Raw genomic sequence first — 15,172 nt, 5'->3', positions numbered from 1 at the left:
TTTGCTTATGGCGGCAAAGGGGCGAGGGTTCTACGATGGCCTGTTGCGGCGTTGCAGGGAGCAGCGGCTGCAGCTGTCCAACCCTCTGACCAGGAGTGTGCCCATGAAGGCATTGCCCAGCGTTTTACTTCCACGCCGCACCCTCGTGGCTGCGGCCTGTGCCCTGGCTGGCGCCATGGCCCTGCCCGCCGTGGCCCAGGGCCAGGCGTCCTGGCCCTCGCACCCGGTGCGCCTGGTCGTGCCCTTTCCGGCCAGCGGCGCCACCGACCTCGTGGCGCGCGTGGTGGCGCAGCGCATGTCGCAGGACCTGGGCCAGCAGCTGGTCATCGACAACCGCCCCGGCGCGGGCGGCACCATCGGCACGGGCGAGGCGGCCAAGGCCTCGCCGGACGGCTACACGCTGCTGTTCACCACCAGCAGCACGCATGCCATCTCGCCGCACCTGATGACCCGTCTGGCCTACAAGGCCGACAAGGATTTCACGCCGATTGCCGAGATCGGCGGGGCGGCCAGTATCCTGCTGGTCACGCCTTCTCTGCCCGCGCGCAGCGTCAAGGAACTGGTCGCCTACGCCAAGGCCCATCCGGGCGCCCTCAACTACGCCAGCAGCGGCAACGGGACCATCGTCCACCTGAACGCGGCGGCCTTCGCGGCGCGCGCAGGCCTGCAGCTGACCCATGTGCCCTACAAGGGCACGGCGCAGTCCATCACCGACCTGTCCGCAGGCCAGGTGCACCTGCTGTTCGACTCCATTCCCACCGGCATGCCCCATGTGGCCAGCGGCCGCCTGCGCGCCCTGGCTGTGACCGGCGACAAGCGCAGCGCGCTGGCGCCCGACCTGCCCACGGTGGCCGAGTCCGGCCTGCCCGGCTATTCTTCGGTCACCTGGTTCGGCGTCTATGGCCCGGCCGGCATGAAGCCCGAACTTGTCGCGCGGATCAATCAGGCCTTCAACAAGGCCATCCAGAATCCCGAGGTGGTGGCCAGCCTGGCCAGGCAGGGCGTGGAAGCCGCATCGCCGCGCACGCCCGAGCAGTTCGCCGCCATGGTGCAGGCCGACAGCGCGCGCTGGGCGCAGGTCATCAAAGACAACAAAATCACATTGGATTGAGTGAAGCACCCCCTGAGCGGCTTTGCCGCTTCCCCCTCTCCTGCGGGAGGGGGACGACGCCCTTGCTGCGGGGTGGCGCGGCCGGCGTAGGCCCTTGCTTGGCGTCCCTGAGCTGGGCCGTGCCTGCGGTTCCTCAAGCTATCGGTGGCGCGTTGGCGCTATGGAAATTGATATGACAAGCACTGTTACGGACTGGACACTTCCCTACGCCTCGCACCGCTCTTCGGTGCTGGGCCGCAACATGGTCTCCACCTCGCAGCCGCTGGCCGCGCAGGCCGGCCTGTCCATGCTGCTGGCCGGCGGCAATGCGGTGGATGCGGCCATTGCCACGGCCATGGCGCTGACCGTGGTCGAGCCCACGGGCTGCGGCCTGGGCAGCGATGCCTTCTGCATCCTGTGGGACGGCAAGGAATTGCACGGCCTCAATGCCTCGGGCCGCTCGCCCGAAGCCTGGACGCCCGAGTACTTCGCCGCGCTGGGCGGCATCCCCGAGAAGGGCTGGAACGCTGTCACCGTGCCCGGCGCCGTCTCGGCCTGGGTGGAGCTGTCGCGCCGCTTCGGCAAGCTGCCGTTCGAGCAACTGGCCCAGCCCGCCATCCGCTATGCGCGCGACGGCTTTGCGGTCTCGCCCACCATCGCCACGCTGTGGGCGCTGGGCGGCGCCAAGCTCGGCGACCAGCCCGGTTTTGCCGAGTGCTTCCTGCCCGATGGCAAGGCCCCCAAGGCGGGCGAGGTGTTCCGCAGCGAAGCCCATGCGCGCACGCTGGAGGAGATCGCCGCCACCAAGGGCGAATCCTTCTACCGCGGCGCACTGGCGCGCTCGATGGCCGAGCACGCCAAGGCCTGCGGCGGCGCCATGACCGAGGCCGACCTGGCCGCCCACCAGGCCGACTGGGTCGGCACGGTGTCGCAGACCTTTGGCGATTCGGTGATCCACGAGATCCCGCCCAACGGCCAGGGCATTGCCGCGCTGATGGCGCTGGGCATGCTGGATGCACTGGGCGTGGGCGCCGAGCCGCTGGACGGCGTGGAGTCCGTGCACCTGCAGGTCGAGGCCATGAAGCTGGCCCTGGCCGACCTGCACGAATACAACGCCGACGGCGACCACATGCGCGTCGAATCCGCCCATCTGCTGGACGCCCGCTACCTGCGCGAACGCGCGGCGCTCATTGACCGCGAGCGCGCCAGCGCGCCCACCTACGGCGCACCGCGCCCCGGCGGCACCGTCTACCTGGCGGCGGCCGATGCCAGCGGCATGATGGTCTCGTTCATCCAGTCCAACTACATGGGCTTCGGCTCGGGCGTGGTCGTGCCGGGCACCGGCATCAGCCTGCAAAACCGCGGCCACGGCTTCACCACGCAAGCCGGCCATGCCAACGAGGTCGCGCCGCGCAAGCGCCCCTCGCACACCATCATCCCGGCCTTTGCGATGAACGCCGACGGCACGCCCCAGATGGCCTTCGGCGTCATGGGCGGCCCCATGCAGAGCCAGGGCCACCTGCAGATGGCCCTGCGTGTGCTGCGCTACGGCCAGAACCCCCAGGCCGCCGCCGACGCACCGCGCTGGCGCGTGACGGGCGGCAAGGGCGTGGCCGTGGAACCCGCCTTCGACGCCGAGGTCGTCGCCGCCCTGCGCGCACGCGGCCATGAGGTCACGGTGGAGGAAGGCCATGGCGTCTTCGCCTTCGGCGGCGCGCAGCTGGTGCTGCGCGACGGCGACCACTACATCGGCGGATCGGACCCGCGCAAGGACGGGGGCGTGGTGGCGTTCTGAGCGGGGGCTGTGTTCTGCAGCCTCACCCCCAGCGCAACACCCAATCCGCTCGCCCCCGCGTTGCCGCAATGCGGCGCGCATTGGGCTCGTCCACCTGCGCCACCCAGTCGCGTGCGGCCTGGGGGCTGCGGCCGTGGAGTTCGTGGCGGCGGGTCAGGCGTTCGATGCGAAGGCGGTCGTCCATGTCCACGTACCAGACCTCGTCCAGCAGCGCGTGCACGGCATGCCAGTGTGTGCCCGGCGCATCCTGTTCCTCCATCAGCAGGTAGTTGCCTTCGGTGATGACCAGGGGCACGCCGGGCGCGATGGCGATGGCGCCTGCAATGGGCTCCTCGATGGCGCGCCGGAATTCGGGGGCGTAGACCGTTTCACCGGCCACGGGCGCGCGCAGGCGGCGCAGCAGGGCCATGTATCCGGCCGAGTCGAAGGTGTCGGGTGCGCCCTTGCGCTGCGCGCGGCCCAGGCGCTGCAGCGCGGACTGCGCCAGGTGGAAGCCGTCCATGGGCACGGCCGCCGCCAGCGGGCCCAGCGCCTGCAGCAGGGCGGCGCAGACCGTGCTTTTGCCTACGCCGGGCGGGCCCGCCAGGCCCAGCAGGCGTCGGGGGCCGGAGCGTGCCAGCGCAAATGCACGCGCCAGGGCTTCGGGCGGCAGGATGGCCGTCATGCGCGTGCCTGCTGCGCGCTGGCCAGCCCGTCTGCCATGAAGCCGCGTGCGTGCAGGGCCAGGTCCATGCCGTCTTCCCACATCGGGCGCCAGATGGCCAGCGCGTTCGACAGCTGCTCGTTGACGATGGCCGACGAGAAGCTCTCGAAGGTGACGGTGCCCTGGTAGCCGATCTGCGCGAGGGCACCGAAGAACTGCGCGAAGTCGATGTGGCCCGCGCCCAGGTAGCCGCGGTGGTTCTCGCCGATGTGCACATAGCCCAGCCGCTGTCCGCAGGCCAGCACGGGCGCGGCGAGGTCGGCTTCCTCGATGTTCATGTGGTAGGTGTCCAGGTGCACGCAGACATGGGGCTGGCCGACTTCGTCGATGAACTCCAGCGCCTGCGCGGCCGTGTTCAGCAGATTGCTTTCGTAGCGGTTGACCACCTCCAGGCCCAGCGTGACGCCGCGCTCGCCCGCGAAGTCGGCAATGCGCCGCACGGCCTCGATCGCGTTGCGCCGGCCCCGTGGCGTGCAGGGGTGGCCGTATTTCGCCATGGCGCCGTAGAGGATGCCGCCGAAATAGCGTCCGCCCAGGCGCGCCGTGATGTCCACGCCCTCTTGCAGCAGCGCCAGGCCGCGCGCGACTACGGCGGGGTCTTCGCTGGAGACATCGGCCTCGAAGGTCAGGCCCCGCGAGCAGCCCACGCCCAGGCCATGCTCCTGCAGCAGATCTCGCGTGAGTGCCAGGTCCATGAGCCGGGGGCCGTGCAGGGACAGCTCGACCAGGTCGTAACCGGCCTGGCGCGTCTGCTCGATCACATGGCGGGTGGATGCCGGCGACAGGTCGCCGGCCCAGACAAGGGCGTGGATGCCGAGGGGGTTCATAGGGGCTCCGGTTGGACGCTGCGAGAGCGTGAAGGGGAGGGTCCGGCGGGTGCCCGGGCAGGGCCCCGCCAGCGCGCCAGCAGGTGGCGCGCGGCCACGGCGGCGATCATGGTGGCGCCCCACAGGGCCTGCGTGAGCTGGGCATTGGCGCCCAGCAGGTTCACCCCGCTGGACAGCACCTGCAGGATGAGCAGGGCGACGAACAGCCCCGACACCCGGCCAAAGCCGCCCATGGGATCGGTGCCGCCCAGGATGGCCGCAAGCACCGTGACCAGCAGGTAGGACTGGGCGTAGCCCGCACTGGCCGAGTTGAAGCGCGCCATCATCAGCACGGCCGCGATCCAGCACAGCAGCGTGGACAGGGTGTAGACGCCGATCAGCACGCGGCGCGTGTCGATGCCCGCATGGCGCGTGGCCTCGGCATTGGAGCCGACCATGCGGATGGCCAGCCCGTGGCGTGTGCTGCCCAGGTACAGGCCCACCAGCAGGCACACGGCCGCGAAGATCCAGAACGGCAGCGGCAGGCCCAGCCACTGGGCCGAGCCCAGGGCCTGGAAGGCCTCGGGAAAGCCTGCAATGGGCTTGCCGCGCGTGAGCCAGACGCACAGGCCGTTGATCAGCGACATGGTGCCCAGCGTGACGAGGATGGGATGGGCGTTGACGCGCGCCACCAGCCAGCCGCTGGCCAGCCCCACCAGCAGGCTGGCGAGGGCGCCCACGGTCAGTGCCGCGGCGATGAGCAGGCCCTCATGGCCCGACAGGTCCAGGCCCAGCGCCGACAGGCCTCCCACCAGCACCCAGGCCATGGCCAGGCCCGCCATGTTGGCGCTGGCGACCACGGCCAGGTTGATGCCGCCACTGACCAGCGGCAGCATCTGCGCCAGTGCCAGCAGGCCCAGCTCGGGGATTTGCAGCAGCACCGATTGCAGCGTGCCCAGGGTGGCGAAGCTGCCGGGCAGCAGCAGCGTGAACACGGCGCACAGCAGCGCCAGCAGCGCGATCAGGCCCAGCGGCGCGCCAGTGCTGCGGTTCATGGCGCGGCCCCCGCCAAAGGCGCTGCAGGAGTGGCGTCAGTGCTGCACTGCCGGGTTCTTCGCTGCGTGCGCCGCAGTCCCGTTGCGGCGGCGCAGGCCAGCACCACGGCGCCCAGCAGCACCTGAAAGAAATACGGCGACACGCCCATCAGGTTCAACCCGTTGCGCAGCACGGCCAGCAGCAGCACGCCCATCAGCACGCCGCCCACGCTGCCCGTGCCGCCGAACAGGCTGGCGCCGCCCAGCACGGCGGCCGCGAGCACGAACAGCTCCGTGCCGACCAAGGCGTTGGGCACCGACTCGCCCACGCGGTGCGCCTGCACCAGGCCTGCGATGGCCGCCATCATGCCGAGCCAGCCATAGGCCACGCCCTGGATGGCGCCCAGCCCGATGCCCATGCGGTGGGCGGCTTCGGGGTTGCCGCCGAAGGCGTACAGGCGCCGCCCCAGCGCGCTGCGGCCCAGCAGCAGCGCGGTCAGCACGGCGGCCGCAGCGGCCACGGCGATGGGCAGGGTCAGGCGCACGGGGTCTGCGCTGTCGGTGCCCGCGAAGCGGGCCAGCACCACGGAATCGCTCCACCACGACGGCAGGTCGTAGATGGACCGGCCGCCCGTGCCATGCATCAGCAGCGCGAAGTACAGGTTCAGCGTGGAGATGGTGATGATGATGGAGGTGGCGCGCAGGCGGTGGATGAGCAGGGCGTTGAATGCGCCCAGCGCCAGTCCCGTGGCCAGGCCCAGCGCGATGCTGGCCGCCGGTGCCCAGCCCAGGCGTGTGGCCGCGAGGGCCGCAAGGTACTGCGCCACCGTGGCCGTGGCGGCAAACGAGATGTCGATGCCGCCCGCGACCAGCACCACCAGCAGGCCCACGGCCATGATGGCGGTGACCGATGCGCCCTCGGCCAGGTCCATCCAGTTGCCCAGCGTCCAGAAGCCCGGCGCCAGGGCGCCGAACAGCAGGGCCATGGCGGCAATGGCCAGGCCCAGCCGGGCGACGGGGTGGTGCAGCAGCGCGTGTGCGTGTTCAGGCATGGACGGCCTCCTCGATCTGGCTTTCGGAATGCACCCCCGGCACGAACTCGCCGGCCATGCGCCCGCCGCGCATGTGCAGCACGCGGTCGCAGTGGGCATGGACCTCGGCCACCTCGTCCGAGATGACGATCACCGCCATGCCCTGTGCGGCGAGCCCGTGCACGATCTCGAAGATGCCCTGCCGGTTGCCGATGTCCACGCCCACGGTGGGCGAGTCGAGGATCAGCAGGCGTGGCGCGGTCGCCAGCCAGCGGGCCAGCACCACGCGCTGGGCATTGCCGCCGGACAGCTGGTGCACGGGTGCGTCCAGCGCGGGCAGGCGCATGTGCAGGCGGTCGCGCCACTGGGCTGCGGTGGCGGCACGGCGACTGGCGGGCAGCCAGCCCAGCGGGCCGGACAGGCGCGGCAGCATGGCCAGCACCAGGTTGTCCTGCACGGACTGGCGCAGGTTCAGGCCGATGGACTGGCGGTCCTCCGGCACATAGGCAATGCCCGCCGCCATGGCGTCGCGGTTGCTGCGCAGCACCAACGTGCGGCCGCCCAGGCGGATGCTGCCGCGGTCGGGCCTGCGCATGCCGAACAGGCCCAGGGCCAGCTCGGTGCGGCCCGCGCCCAGCAGCCCGGTCAGGCCCAGGATCTCGCCCTCGCGCACATCGAAGCTCACGTCCTCGTAGTCGCCGTCGCGGCCCAGGCCGCGCACTTCCAGCAGCGCGGGCGCGGCGGACATGTCGCGCGCATGCAGGCTTTCCTTCAGTTCCTGCCCGGTCATCAGCGCGGCCAGTTGCCTGCCCGACAGTTGCGCGGCGGGCCAGGTGCCCAGCTTGCGCCCGTCGCGCAGCACGGTGACGCGGTCGGCGATCTCCATGACCTCGTCCAGCTTGTGGCTCACGAAGACGATGGCCATGCCATCGGCCTGGAGCCGGCGCACCACGGCCAGCAGCGCATCGACCTCGGCACGCGTGAGCGAGGCCGTGGGCTCATCCATGAACAGCAGCCTGGCCCGGGCCGCCATGCCCCGGCAGATGGCCACAAGCTGGCGGCCCGCAATGGGCAGGTCGCCCACCCGCGCATCCAGCGGCAGCGCAATGCCCAGGCGCCGCAACACGGCCTGGGCCGCCTCGCGCTGGCGCCTGCGGCGCACGGGCGCCCACCAGCGGCCCATGGCCTGGTCGAAGGCGATGTTCTCGGCCACGCTCAGGTTGGGAAACAGCGACAGGTCCTGGTAGATCACCTGGATGCCCAGGGACTTGGCCAGCGCCGGGTCCAGCCGCTGCACCGTCTGTCCGCCGATGTCGATGCGCGCGCCCGGCTGCGGCGCGTGCACGCCGCTGAGCACCTTGATCGCCGTGCTCTTGCCGCTGCCGTTGCTGCCCATCAGGCAGTGCACCTCGCCGGGCATCACGTCCCAGTCCAGCGCATGCAGCGCGGTGGCCTCACCAAAGCGCACGGTGACCGCCTGCATGCGGACCAGCGCCGTTGTGGTGGCATCCATGGCAGCGCGCGGCTCACAGGCCCAGGCCGACCAGCCGGTCTATGGTCTGCCGGTTGATCGGCTCCAGCCTCTGGCCCTGAATGTTGCGGCGCTCGCGGTCCACCTGGACCTTGCCCAGGCCCGGTATCTCCATGCCGTCCGTGGGCTCGCGGCCGTCGATCAGCATCTTGCCCACATGCACGATCACCTCGCCGGCCAGCGCGGGGTTCCAGATGAAGCCCTCGCGGATCACGCCGTCGCGCACCAGCTTGGCGCCCTGGCCCGGCGAGAACGAGCCCACCACGGCAATGCGCTCGGCTTTGCGCGCATCGGCCACCGCGCGGCCCGCGCCAATGGGGCCCTGGCTGCCGAAGGCCAGAAAGCCCTTGAGGTCGGGATGCGCGCGCATCAGGTCCTGGGCGCTGCGGTAGGAGTCGTCCAGGCTCTCGGCCACGCCGAAGCGCTCGGACACCAGCTGCATCTTCGGCCACTGCTTTTTCTGGTGGGCGATGGCCGCATCGGCCCAGGCGTTGTGCAGCGGCACGGTCAGCGAGCCCACGAAGACCACGTACTTGCCCTCGCCACCCATGGCCTTGCCCAGGCTGTCCATGTGGCGCTCGCCAAAGCCCGCGACGCTGCTCAGCTCGATGTTCCAGTCGGCGCCCTTCTGGTCGGGCGACTCGTGCGTGAGCACCTTGATGCCTGCGCTGCGCGCGCGGCGGAACACGGGCTCCAGCGCCCTGGCATCGTTGGGCACCACGGCGATGACCTTGCTGCGGCGCGCGATCAGGTCCTCGACCGCGCGCACCTGCTGGGCGGCATCGGCCTCGGTGGGACCGACCATGCCGCTGGAGATGCCCAGCTCGCGGCCTGCCTTGCGGATGCCGGTCTCCATGGCGTTGAACCACGGAATGCCCCCGACCTTGGCCACCACCGACACATCCTCGGCACCGGCCGCGCCTGCCAGCACCGCCAGGGTGCAGGCCAACAGTGCCCTCGAGAACCGGCTGAATCCATGGAACATGGCGCTCCTCCCTCTGTTTTGCACAATCGATTGTGCAAACTATAGACAGATGGAATTCCATTGCCGATGCGGGATTTCCCGGGCCGCTGCTGCGTGCCGGCTCCGGCCCGCCCGAATCGCTGCCGCAGCGGCTACGATGGCCGCCGAGCGCTCCCGTCCCAACCCCTGCAGAGCACCGTGAACCGCCCCCGAACCTCCACCATCTACGACCTGGCCGAACTGGCCGGCACCTCGGCCTCGACGGTCAGCGCCATCCTCAACGGCAGCTGGCAGTCGCGGCGCATCAGCGAGGAGACCGCGCGCCGCGTGCAGCAGCTCGCCCAGGAACACAGCTTTGCCGTGAACCGCCAGGCCAGCGGCCTGCGCCGCCAGCGCTCGGGGCTGATCGGCATGGTGATTCCCACGCACGAGGACCGCTTCTTCGGCGCGCTGTCCCAGGCCTTCGAGCGCCTGGCCCACGCGCGCGGCCTGTGCCCGCTGGTGGTCAGCACGCTGCGCGACGGCGCGCTGGAGGTGGAGACCGTGCGCTCGCTGATCGCCTTTCGCGTGGAGCACCTCATCGTCACGGGCGCCACCCGGCCCGACGCCATCAGCGCCGAATGCCGCCAGGCCGGCGTGCGCCATGTCAACGTGGATCTTCCCGGGAAAAAGGCGCCCTCCGTCACCAGCGACAACCGATGGGGTGCGGCCGAACTCACGCGCCTGCTGCTGGCGCGCTCCAGGCCCCCGGCAGGTGCGCCGCAGGACGCCGTCTGCTTTCTGGGTGGCGTCCGCAAGGAGTACGCCACCGAGCAGCGCCTGTCCGGCTTTCGCGAAGCCCTGGCGCCCCACACGCCGGTGGCGGACGAGCACATCGTCTGCTGCGGCTACGACCCCGAAGCGGCCCGCCTTGCCATGGCAGCGCTCTATCAGCGCCTGGGCGGCCTGCCGCGCGCGCTGCTGTTTTCATCGGGCATCACGCTGCAGGGCGCCATCCGCTTCCTGCGCGCACTGCCCGATGCGGAACTGGCGCAATGCAGCTTTGGCAGCTATGACTGGGACCCCTATGCCGAATGCCTGCGCTTCCCGGTGCACATGGTGCGCCAGAACGTCGAAGGCCTGATGGCCGAGGCCTTCCGCGCCATCGATGGGGACGGCCTGCGCGCGGGGCAGGTGGTGCAGGTGCGGCCGCAGTTGGTGGAGTGGGGGGAGGGCTGACCGCTGGACGGCGCTGTGCCCGCAGGGCTGCGCCTAATGCTGCGCGAATTCCTTGATGCTCTGCATGGCGGACTGGCCTTCGCCAGCCACCACGATCACCTTGTGGTGCTCGAGCTCCCGCATGATGTCCTGGCTGACTTCCCTGTGAGCCTGCTTGTCCTGTGGAGGCAGGTTCACATTGACGAGGATGTCTCCGGGCAATTCACGCTGCCGGATCAGTCGCGCGATCTTGCCGGTCCAGACGTCGCCATGCGCAGCAATGTCGTTGGCATCGCTTTGGCCCAGATGCAGGGCCTTGATGATCTTGCGGGGCTTGTCGCCCACCGTCTGCACGAAGTCGAACCGGGCACTGACGTACTCGTTGCCTATGCGCGCCGGCCTGAACGGCGCATCCAATTCGAGGCCGCCCAACAAAGCCCTCAGGCGTTCGTTCATCGTGCGTTCCACGTACTCGGGCGTGGCAAAAGCATGGTCGACATAGTGGTCGAACTGCTGCTGCAACTCCCGGGCCGGATCCTGGGTGAGCACCACTTTGGCGGGGCTGAAGCGCACAATGGCTTCGCGTGGCTGCTCGAGCGCGGCCATCATCCCCCTCAAAGCATCTGTCTTCGCCTGCGGCGCCAGGCTGTGGGCGAGGGTCTCGAGCCGCGACAACTCTTCCTCCACGGCCTTGACTGCGCTCTTGTAAAAATCCCTGTCAAGCGCATCGAAGAAATCGGTGACGCGCTTGGACTTGCGGCTTTGCAGCAGAAAACCGAAGTACCCGCTTTGCGGGCAGGTCAGCACAATGCCGACGTTGGCGAACTCGCCGGTCTCGGCATACGGGACAAATTGGACTATCGAATAGCGGCAGGCAAGAGGCTTCATGTGAACCTCCAAAAGTCGGGCGATTTGCACTTCGCAAGCGTCGCGGCAATGGCATTGATGTCCACCCTGGCGGGGATGTCGCATTCCGGGTTGTTCCAATGCCATTCCGGTGGAATATTGTCGCAGGCAAAGCGGAAAACGGCATCCATCGCCTCGGAAAGTTGATCCTGTAGCCGGTCGCGCGACACAAGATCTGTCTTCTGCCAGCAGCCTCTGAAAATGTGATTCTCGATAAAGGTTGCGGCGTCCAGATGCGGGTCGAAGGCGAGGTTGTGGTCGATGACCACCAATGCGCTGCGATGCGCATCCCACAGCAGGTTGGAGTTGCCGTCCATGCGGTCCACGTTCTGTACCCACCAGTCGAAGGCGAGGATGTTGGCCTGCAGGTCCTGCGGTACATGCAGGATCTGGGCTTTGTCGAACCAGGTGCATCCGGGATGACGCTGCGAGCCGAACGCTATGCCGCAGCCCAATTCACGCCATGGCCTGGGCGCCTCGTCCAGAAGTTCCTGGCTGACATGCAGCAGCTTGAAGGGCGGCAGCGGCAGGCCCAACTGCACGGCCAGATGCGCACAGATCCACTCGTTGCACAGGCTGGACCGATCCGTCTGCCGTCCTTTGACGTAGTAGGTCTGGCCATCGTCGGCCCGGCACAGAAACGGCTTTTGCGCGCCTTGCTCGGAGCGGCCCTGGATTTCAATGACTTCAGCGATGGCAGGCGGCATCTTCGTCTGTGTCGTACAGGTTGCGGGAGGTCTGCTTCCAAGTGCCATCTTGCCCGATTTCGGCTGGATGGCCTTTGCTGCGAGTGTGATGCGGCGAGGCGTGCGGCCCTGACCCCACCAACCCCGGCATCACCGTGAAATCCACCTGCGCCTGCGCCAGTTGCTGCATGGCCGGGATCAGGGCGCGGGCGTCGCCGCGCCGCCATTGGAAGGCGTAGTGCAGGGGCGCGAGGGCGGCCTTGGGATGGGCGCCCCCGACGGCGCGCAGGCCCAGGGCGGCGATCCAGCCGGTGGGCAGGAAGCCCACGCCCAAGCCGGCGCGCAGCATGCCGGCCACGGCGCCCCAGCTGTTGCACAGGATGCGCTCGCGCACGCTGGCGCCCTGGGCCAGCAGCCAGTCGTCCAGCAGGCGCGTGGTGCCGGCCTGCGGGGGCAGGGTGACCAGTGCATGGCGCTGCAGCAGGGCCGTGGCGCCCAGGCGGCCCGCGCCTGCCAGGCCGGGGGCCACGGCCCAGGCAAAGCGCGCGGCGCCCACGGGGCGGGACAGCAGGCTGCTGCGCGAGGAGCGGCCCGCGATGACGGCAAAGTCCAGTTCGCCGTCGTCCAGGCGCTGCTCCAGCACGCCGCCCACGTCCACATGGGGCTCCAGCACCAGTTGCGGATGGGCCTGGCGCGCGGCGGCCACGAAGGCCGGCAGCCAGGTCAGCGCCGACAGGTCGCCCACGCCGAAGCGGCAATGCCCGGCCAGTGCCTCGCGCGTGTCCAGGGCCTGGCCCAGCGCGGCCATGGCGTTGAGCACCTCCAGCGCGGCGGGCAGCAGGCGCTGGCCGGCGTCGGTGAGCACGGCGCGGTGGCCGCTGCGGTCGAACAGCGGCTGGCCCAGCGCGGACTCCAGTTCCGTGATGCGCTTGGACAGCGAGGACACGGACAGGTGCACGCGCTGCGCGGCCGTGGCGAAGTTGCTGCAGGTGGCGGCCCACCAGAAGGCTTCGAGCTGCTTGACCGAGGGTGTGGACATGGGCTTGTCATTGGCAAAAAGCGAACAAGTGCATTCTAAATAATCCACTTTCATTCAATGGATGCGCGGCCTACAGTGGCGCCGGTTCCTGAACATTCCGAGGTCCGCACCATGGCCGCCATCGCTTCCTCCTCTGCCTCTGCCTCCACGCCTTCGGCACCCGCCCTGCCAGCGCCGCGCGCCCCGGCCGTGCTGCGCCGCATGCTGTCGCTGCATGATTTCGAGGAGGCCGCGCGCCGCAGGCTGCCCCGGCCCATCTTCGGCTACATCGCCGGGGCGGCAGAGGACAACGCCTCGCTGCGCGACAACCGCGAGGTGTTCGGCGAATGGGGCCTGACCACGCGCGTGCTGGCCGATGTGTCGCAGCGCTCGCAGGCCGTGGAGCTGTTCGGCGAGCGCTATGCCAGCCCCTTCGGCATTGCGCCCATGGGCATCAATGCGCTGTCCACCTACCGGGGCGACCTGGTGCTGGCCCGCGCGGCCCAGCGCGCAGGCATTGTGTCGGTGATGAGCGGCACTTCGCTGATCCCCATGGAGGAGGTGGCGCGCGAGAGCCCGGCCACCTGGTTCCAGGCCTATATCCCCGGTGACCAGGCCCGCATCGACGCGCTGATCGACCGCGTGGAGCGCGCAGGCTTTCGCACCCTGGTGGTGACGGTGGACATACCGATCTCCGCCAACCGCGAGAACAACATCCGCACCGGCTTTTCCACGCCGCTCAAGCCCAGCCTGCGCCTGGCCTGGGACGGCATGGTGCGCCCGGGCTGGGTGGCCGGCACCTTCCTGCGCACGCTGCTGCGCCACGGCATGCCGCATTTCGAGAACTCGTTTGCCACGCGCGGTGCGCCCATCATGTCGTCCAGCGTGATGCGCGATTTTTCGGCACGCGACCACCTGAGCTGGCACCACATCGAGGCCATCCGCCGCCGCTGGAAGGGGCCGCTGGTCATCAAGGGCGTGCTCAGCGTGGAGGACGCGCTGCAGGCCCGGCGCGTGGGGGCCGACGGCATCGTGCTGTCCAACCATGGCGGGCGGCAGCTCGACGGCGCGGTGTCGGCCATGCGCATTCTTGAGGACGTGGTGGCGGCCCTGGGGCCGGACTATCCGGTGCTGATCGACGGGGGCTTTCGGCGCGGCTCCGATGTGCTCAAGGCCGTTGCGCTGGGCGCGCGCATGGTGCTGGTGGGCCGGCCCTTCAACTATGCCGCCGCCGTGGGCGGCGAGGCCGGCGTGCTGCACGCCATCGGCCTGCTGCGCGACGAGGTGGACCGCAACCTGGCCATGCTGGGCGCCCCCTCCTGCGGCGCGCTGGACCGCTCGCACATCGTGCGCCGCGCATCGGCCTGACAGAAACCTCCACCGTCCGTTCAAAACACAGCCATTCCCAGGAGACATCCCATGAACCACTTCATTTCACGCCGCAGCCTGTGCGCCCTGATGCTGGCCGCAGGCGCCGCACCGGGCGCCATGGCGGCCGATGCCGGCGCCTATCCCATGCGCCCGGTGCGCCTGATCGTGCCGTTTGCGGCCGGCGGCACCACCGACATCGTGGCGCGCGCGATCGCGCCGCGCATGGCAGAGGCCCTGGGCCAGCCGCTGGTGGTGGACAACAAGGGCGGCGGCGGAGGCGCCATCGGCGCGCACGAGGCCGCGCGCGCCCAGCCCGACGGCTACACGCTGGGCGTGGCCACCGTGTCCACCACGGCCACCAATGCGGCCATCAACCCGCGCCTGCCCTACAACCCGCTCACCGATTTCACGCCCATCACCAACATTGCGGCCACGCCCAATGTGCTGGCCGTGCATCCGGGCTTCAAGGCGCAGAGCTTTGCGGCCTTCGTGGACGAGGTGAAGAAGAACCCCGGCAAGCATGCCTACGGCACGGCGGGCACGGGCTCCATAGGCCACATGCTGATGGAGCTGATGTCCAGTCGCTCGGGGCTGTCGCTCACGCATGTGCCTTACCGGGGATCGGGCCCCGCGCTCAACGATGCGGTGGCGGGCCAGGTGCCCATCGTCTTCGACAACCTGCCCTCGGCCCTGCCCTTCATCAAGGCGGGCCGGCTCACCGCGCTGGCGGTGGCCGCGCCCGAGCGCCTGGCCCAGCTGCCCCAGGTGCCCACCTTCAAGGAGCTGGGGCTGGAGCCTGTCAACCGCAGCGCCTTCTACGGCATCTACGGCCCCAAGGGGCTGTCGCCCGAGATCGTGGCGCGCCTGCATGCGGCCGCCCAGCGCGCGCTGGCCAGCCCCGAGGTGCGCCGCCAGATCGAGGACACGGGCTCGCGCGTGATCGGCAACCGCCCCGAGGAGTTCGCGCGCGAGATCGCGGCCGAGAACGCCCTGTACCGCAAGATCGCCACGGAGCGGCGCATCGTGGCGGATTGAGGGGC

At 69.8% G+C, this 15,172-nt stretch carries 14 protein-coding genes; 5 read left to right on the top strand and 9 right to left on the bottom strand.

Going from position 1 to position 15,172, the window contains the following annotated elements:
* The first annotated feature begins 103 nt into the window (after window positions 1–103).
* Complete coding sequence (locus ACF8NF_RS13945; RefSeq protein ID WP_074923583.1) at window positions 104–1,111, top strand: tripartite tricarboxylate transporter substrate binding protein; 1,008 nt, start codon at window positions 104–106, stop codon at window positions 1,109–1,111.
* 172 nt (window positions 1,112–1,283) lie between these two features.
* Window positions 1,284–2,885, top strand: coding sequence for a gamma-glutamyltransferase family protein (locus ACF8NF_RS13940; RefSeq protein WP_026062513.1), 1,602 nt, complete (start codon window positions 1,284–1,286; stop codon window positions 2,883–2,885).
* Between the two features lie 22 nt (window positions 2,886–2,907).
* Here the strand turns inward: ACF8NF_RS13940 and ACF8NF_RS13935 are convergent, their stop codons facing one another.
* From ACF8NF_RS13935 to ACF8NF_RS13910, 6 genes are read right to left on the bottom strand one after another with little or no spacing between them, the layout of a single operon-like run.
* Entirely contained in the window at window positions 2,908–3,549 is a 642-nt protein-coding gene (locus tag ACF8NF_RS13935; protein WP_017405889.1) for a nucleoside/nucleotide kinase family protein, read from the bottom strand.
* Window positions 3,546–4,415, bottom strand: coding sequence for a sugar phosphate isomerase/epimerase (locus tag ACF8NF_RS13930; RefSeq protein WP_017405890.1), 870 nt, complete (start codon window positions 4,413–4,415; stop codon window positions 3,546–3,548). The genes ACF8NF_RS13935 and ACF8NF_RS13930 overlap by 4 nt, the downstream gene beginning before the upstream one ends.
* Window positions 4,412–5,449 (bottom strand): ABC transporter permease, encoded by a 1,038-nt coding sequence (locus tag ACF8NF_RS13925; RefSeq protein ID WP_280048156.1) that lies wholly within the window; start codon window positions 5,447–5,449, stop codon window positions 4,412–4,414. The genes ACF8NF_RS13930 and ACF8NF_RS13925 overlap by 4 nt, the downstream gene beginning before the upstream one ends.
* Window positions 5,446–6,480, bottom strand: coding sequence for an ABC transporter permease (locus ACF8NF_RS13920; protein ID WP_392450739.1), 1,035 nt, complete (start codon window positions 6,478–6,480; stop codon window positions 5,446–5,448). Before ACF8NF_RS13920 ends, ACF8NF_RS13925 begins: the two co-directional genes overlap by 4 nt.
* The gene (locus ACF8NF_RS13915; protein ID WP_392450738.1) at window positions 6,473–7,972 is read right to left on the bottom strand and encodes a sugar ABC transporter ATP-binding protein; all 1,500 of its coding nucleotides are present in this window, start codon (window positions 7,970–7,972) and stop codon (window positions 6,473–6,475) included. The genes ACF8NF_RS13920 and ACF8NF_RS13915 overlap by 8 nt, the downstream gene beginning before the upstream one ends.
* A 13-nt stretch (window positions 7,973–7,985) precedes the next feature.
* A complete protein-coding gene (locus ACF8NF_RS13910) occupies window positions 7,986–8,975 on the bottom strand; it encodes a substrate-binding domain-containing protein (protein WP_392450737.1) in 990 nt (329 codons plus the stop codon).
* A 177-nt stretch (window positions 8,976–9,152) separates the two neighbouring features.
* Between ACF8NF_RS13910 and ACF8NF_RS13905 the strand changes: the two genes are divergently transcribed.
* A complete protein-coding gene (locus tag ACF8NF_RS13905; protein WP_392450736.1) occupies window positions 9,153–10,172 on the top strand; it encodes a LacI family DNA-binding transcriptional regulator in 1,020 nt (339 codons plus the stop codon).
* A gap of 33 nt (window positions 10,173–10,205) precedes the next feature.
* Here ACF8NF_RS13905 and ACF8NF_RS13900 read toward each other — a convergent pair whose 3' ends face one another.
* From ACF8NF_RS13900 to ACF8NF_RS13890, 3 genes are read right to left on the bottom strand one after another with little or no spacing between them, the layout of a single operon-like run.
* The gene (locus ACF8NF_RS13900; protein ID WP_099734931.1) at window positions 10,206–11,039 is read right to left on the bottom strand and encodes a DUF3037 domain-containing protein; all 834 of its coding nucleotides are present in this window, start codon (window positions 11,037–11,039) and stop codon (window positions 10,206–10,208) included.
* Window positions 11,036–11,764 carry a HipA family kinase gene (locus ACF8NF_RS13895; RefSeq protein WP_017405896.1) on the bottom strand — a complete coding sequence of 243 codons (729 nt, stop codon included), beginning with the start codon at window positions 11,762–11,764 and terminating at the stop codon, window positions 11,036–11,038. Before ACF8NF_RS13895 ends, ACF8NF_RS13900 begins: the two co-directional genes overlap by 4 nt.
* On the bottom strand, window positions 11,745–12,782 hold the full coding sequence (locus ACF8NF_RS13890; protein WP_099734930.1) for a LysR family transcriptional regulator: 1,038 nt from the start codon (window positions 12,780–12,782) through the stop codon (window positions 11,745–11,747). The genes ACF8NF_RS13895 and ACF8NF_RS13890 overlap by 20 nt, the downstream gene beginning before the upstream one ends.
* Before the next feature lie 111 nt (window positions 12,783–12,893).
* Here ACF8NF_RS13890 and ACF8NF_RS13885 point away from each other — a divergent pair, with 111 nt between their 5' ends.
* Both ACF8NF_RS13885 and ACF8NF_RS13880 read left to right on the top strand, forming a co-directional pair.
* Window positions 12,894–14,129 carry an alpha-hydroxy acid oxidase gene (locus tag ACF8NF_RS13885; protein WP_392450735.1) on the top strand — a complete coding sequence of 412 codons (1,236 nt, stop codon included), beginning with the start codon at window positions 12,894–12,896 and terminating at the stop codon, window positions 14,127–14,129.
* A gap of 51 nt (window positions 14,130–14,180) precedes the next feature.
* Window positions 14,181–15,167 (top strand): tripartite tricarboxylate transporter substrate binding protein BugE, encoded by a 987-nt coding sequence (locus ACF8NF_RS13880; protein WP_043791342.1) that lies wholly within the window; start codon window positions 14,181–14,183, stop codon window positions 15,165–15,167.
* The last annotated feature ends 5 nt before the right edge of the window (window positions 15,168–15,172 follow it).

This window comes from Delftia sp. WSY_22, assembly GCF_043104185.1.
Taxonomy (GTDB): domain Bacteria; phylum Pseudomonadota; class Gammaproteobacteria; order Burkholderiales; family Burkholderiaceae_C; genus Comamonas; species Comamonas tsuruhatensis.
The sequence above is the reverse complement of the archived record's forward strand: the minus strand, read 5'-3'. Positions and strand labels throughout refer to the sequence as shown.

What these genes read in the sequence shown, in the direction of transcription:
- ACF8NF_RS13930 (WP_017405890.1), bottom strand. Translation starts at nt 4,415, where the DNA reads ATGAACCCCCTCGGCATCCACGCCCTTGTCTGGGCCGGCGACCTGTCG.
- ACF8NF_RS13935 (WP_017405889.1), bottom strand. Translation starts at nt 3,549, where the DNA reads ATGACGGCCATCCTGCCGCCCGAAGCCCTGGCGCGTGCATTTGCGCTG.
- ACF8NF_RS13940 (WP_026062513.1), top strand. Translation starts at nt 1,284, where the DNA reads ATGACAAGCACTGTTACGGACTGGACACTTCCCTACGCCTCGCACCGC.
- ACF8NF_RS13885 (WP_392450735.1), top strand. Translation starts at nt 12,894, where the DNA reads ATGGCCGCCATCGCTTCCTCCTCTGCCTCTGCCTCCACGCCTTCGGCA.
- ACF8NF_RS13890 (WP_099734930.1), bottom strand. Translation starts at nt 12,782, where the DNA reads ATGTCCACACCCTCGGTCAAGCAGCTCGAAGCCTTCTGGTGGGCCGCC.
- ACF8NF_RS13915 (WP_392450738.1), bottom strand. Translation starts at nt 7,972, where the DNA reads ATGGATGCCACCACAACGGCGCTGGTCCGCATGCAGGCGGTCACCGTG.
- ACF8NF_RS13920 (WP_392450739.1), bottom strand. Translation starts at nt 6,480, where the DNA reads ATGCCTGAACACGCACACGCGCTGCTGCACCACCCCGTCGCCCGGCTG.
- ACF8NF_RS13880 (WP_043791342.1), top strand. Translation starts at nt 14,181, where the DNA reads ATGAACCACTTCATTTCACGCCGCAGCCTGTGCGCCCTGATGCTGGCC.
- ACF8NF_RS13900 (WP_099734931.1), bottom strand. Translation starts at nt 11,039, where the DNA reads ATGAAGCCTCTTGCCTGCCGCTATTCGATAGTCCAATTTGTCCCGTAT.
- ACF8NF_RS13910 (WP_392450737.1), bottom strand. Translation starts at nt 8,975, where the DNA reads ATGTTCCATGGATTCAGCCGGTTCTCGAGGGCACTGTTGGCCTGCACC.
- ACF8NF_RS13895 (WP_017405896.1), bottom strand. Translation starts at nt 11,764, where the DNA reads ATGCCGCCTGCCATCGCTGAAGTCATTGAAATCCAGGGCCGCTCCGAG.
- ACF8NF_RS13945 (WP_074923583.1), top strand. Translation starts at nt 104, where the DNA reads ATGAAGGCATTGCCCAGCGTTTTACTTCCACGCCGCACCCTCGTGGCT.
- ACF8NF_RS13925 (WP_280048156.1), bottom strand. Translation starts at nt 5,449, where the DNA reads ATGAACCGCAGCACTGGCGCGCCGCTGGGCCTGATCGCGCTGCTGGCG.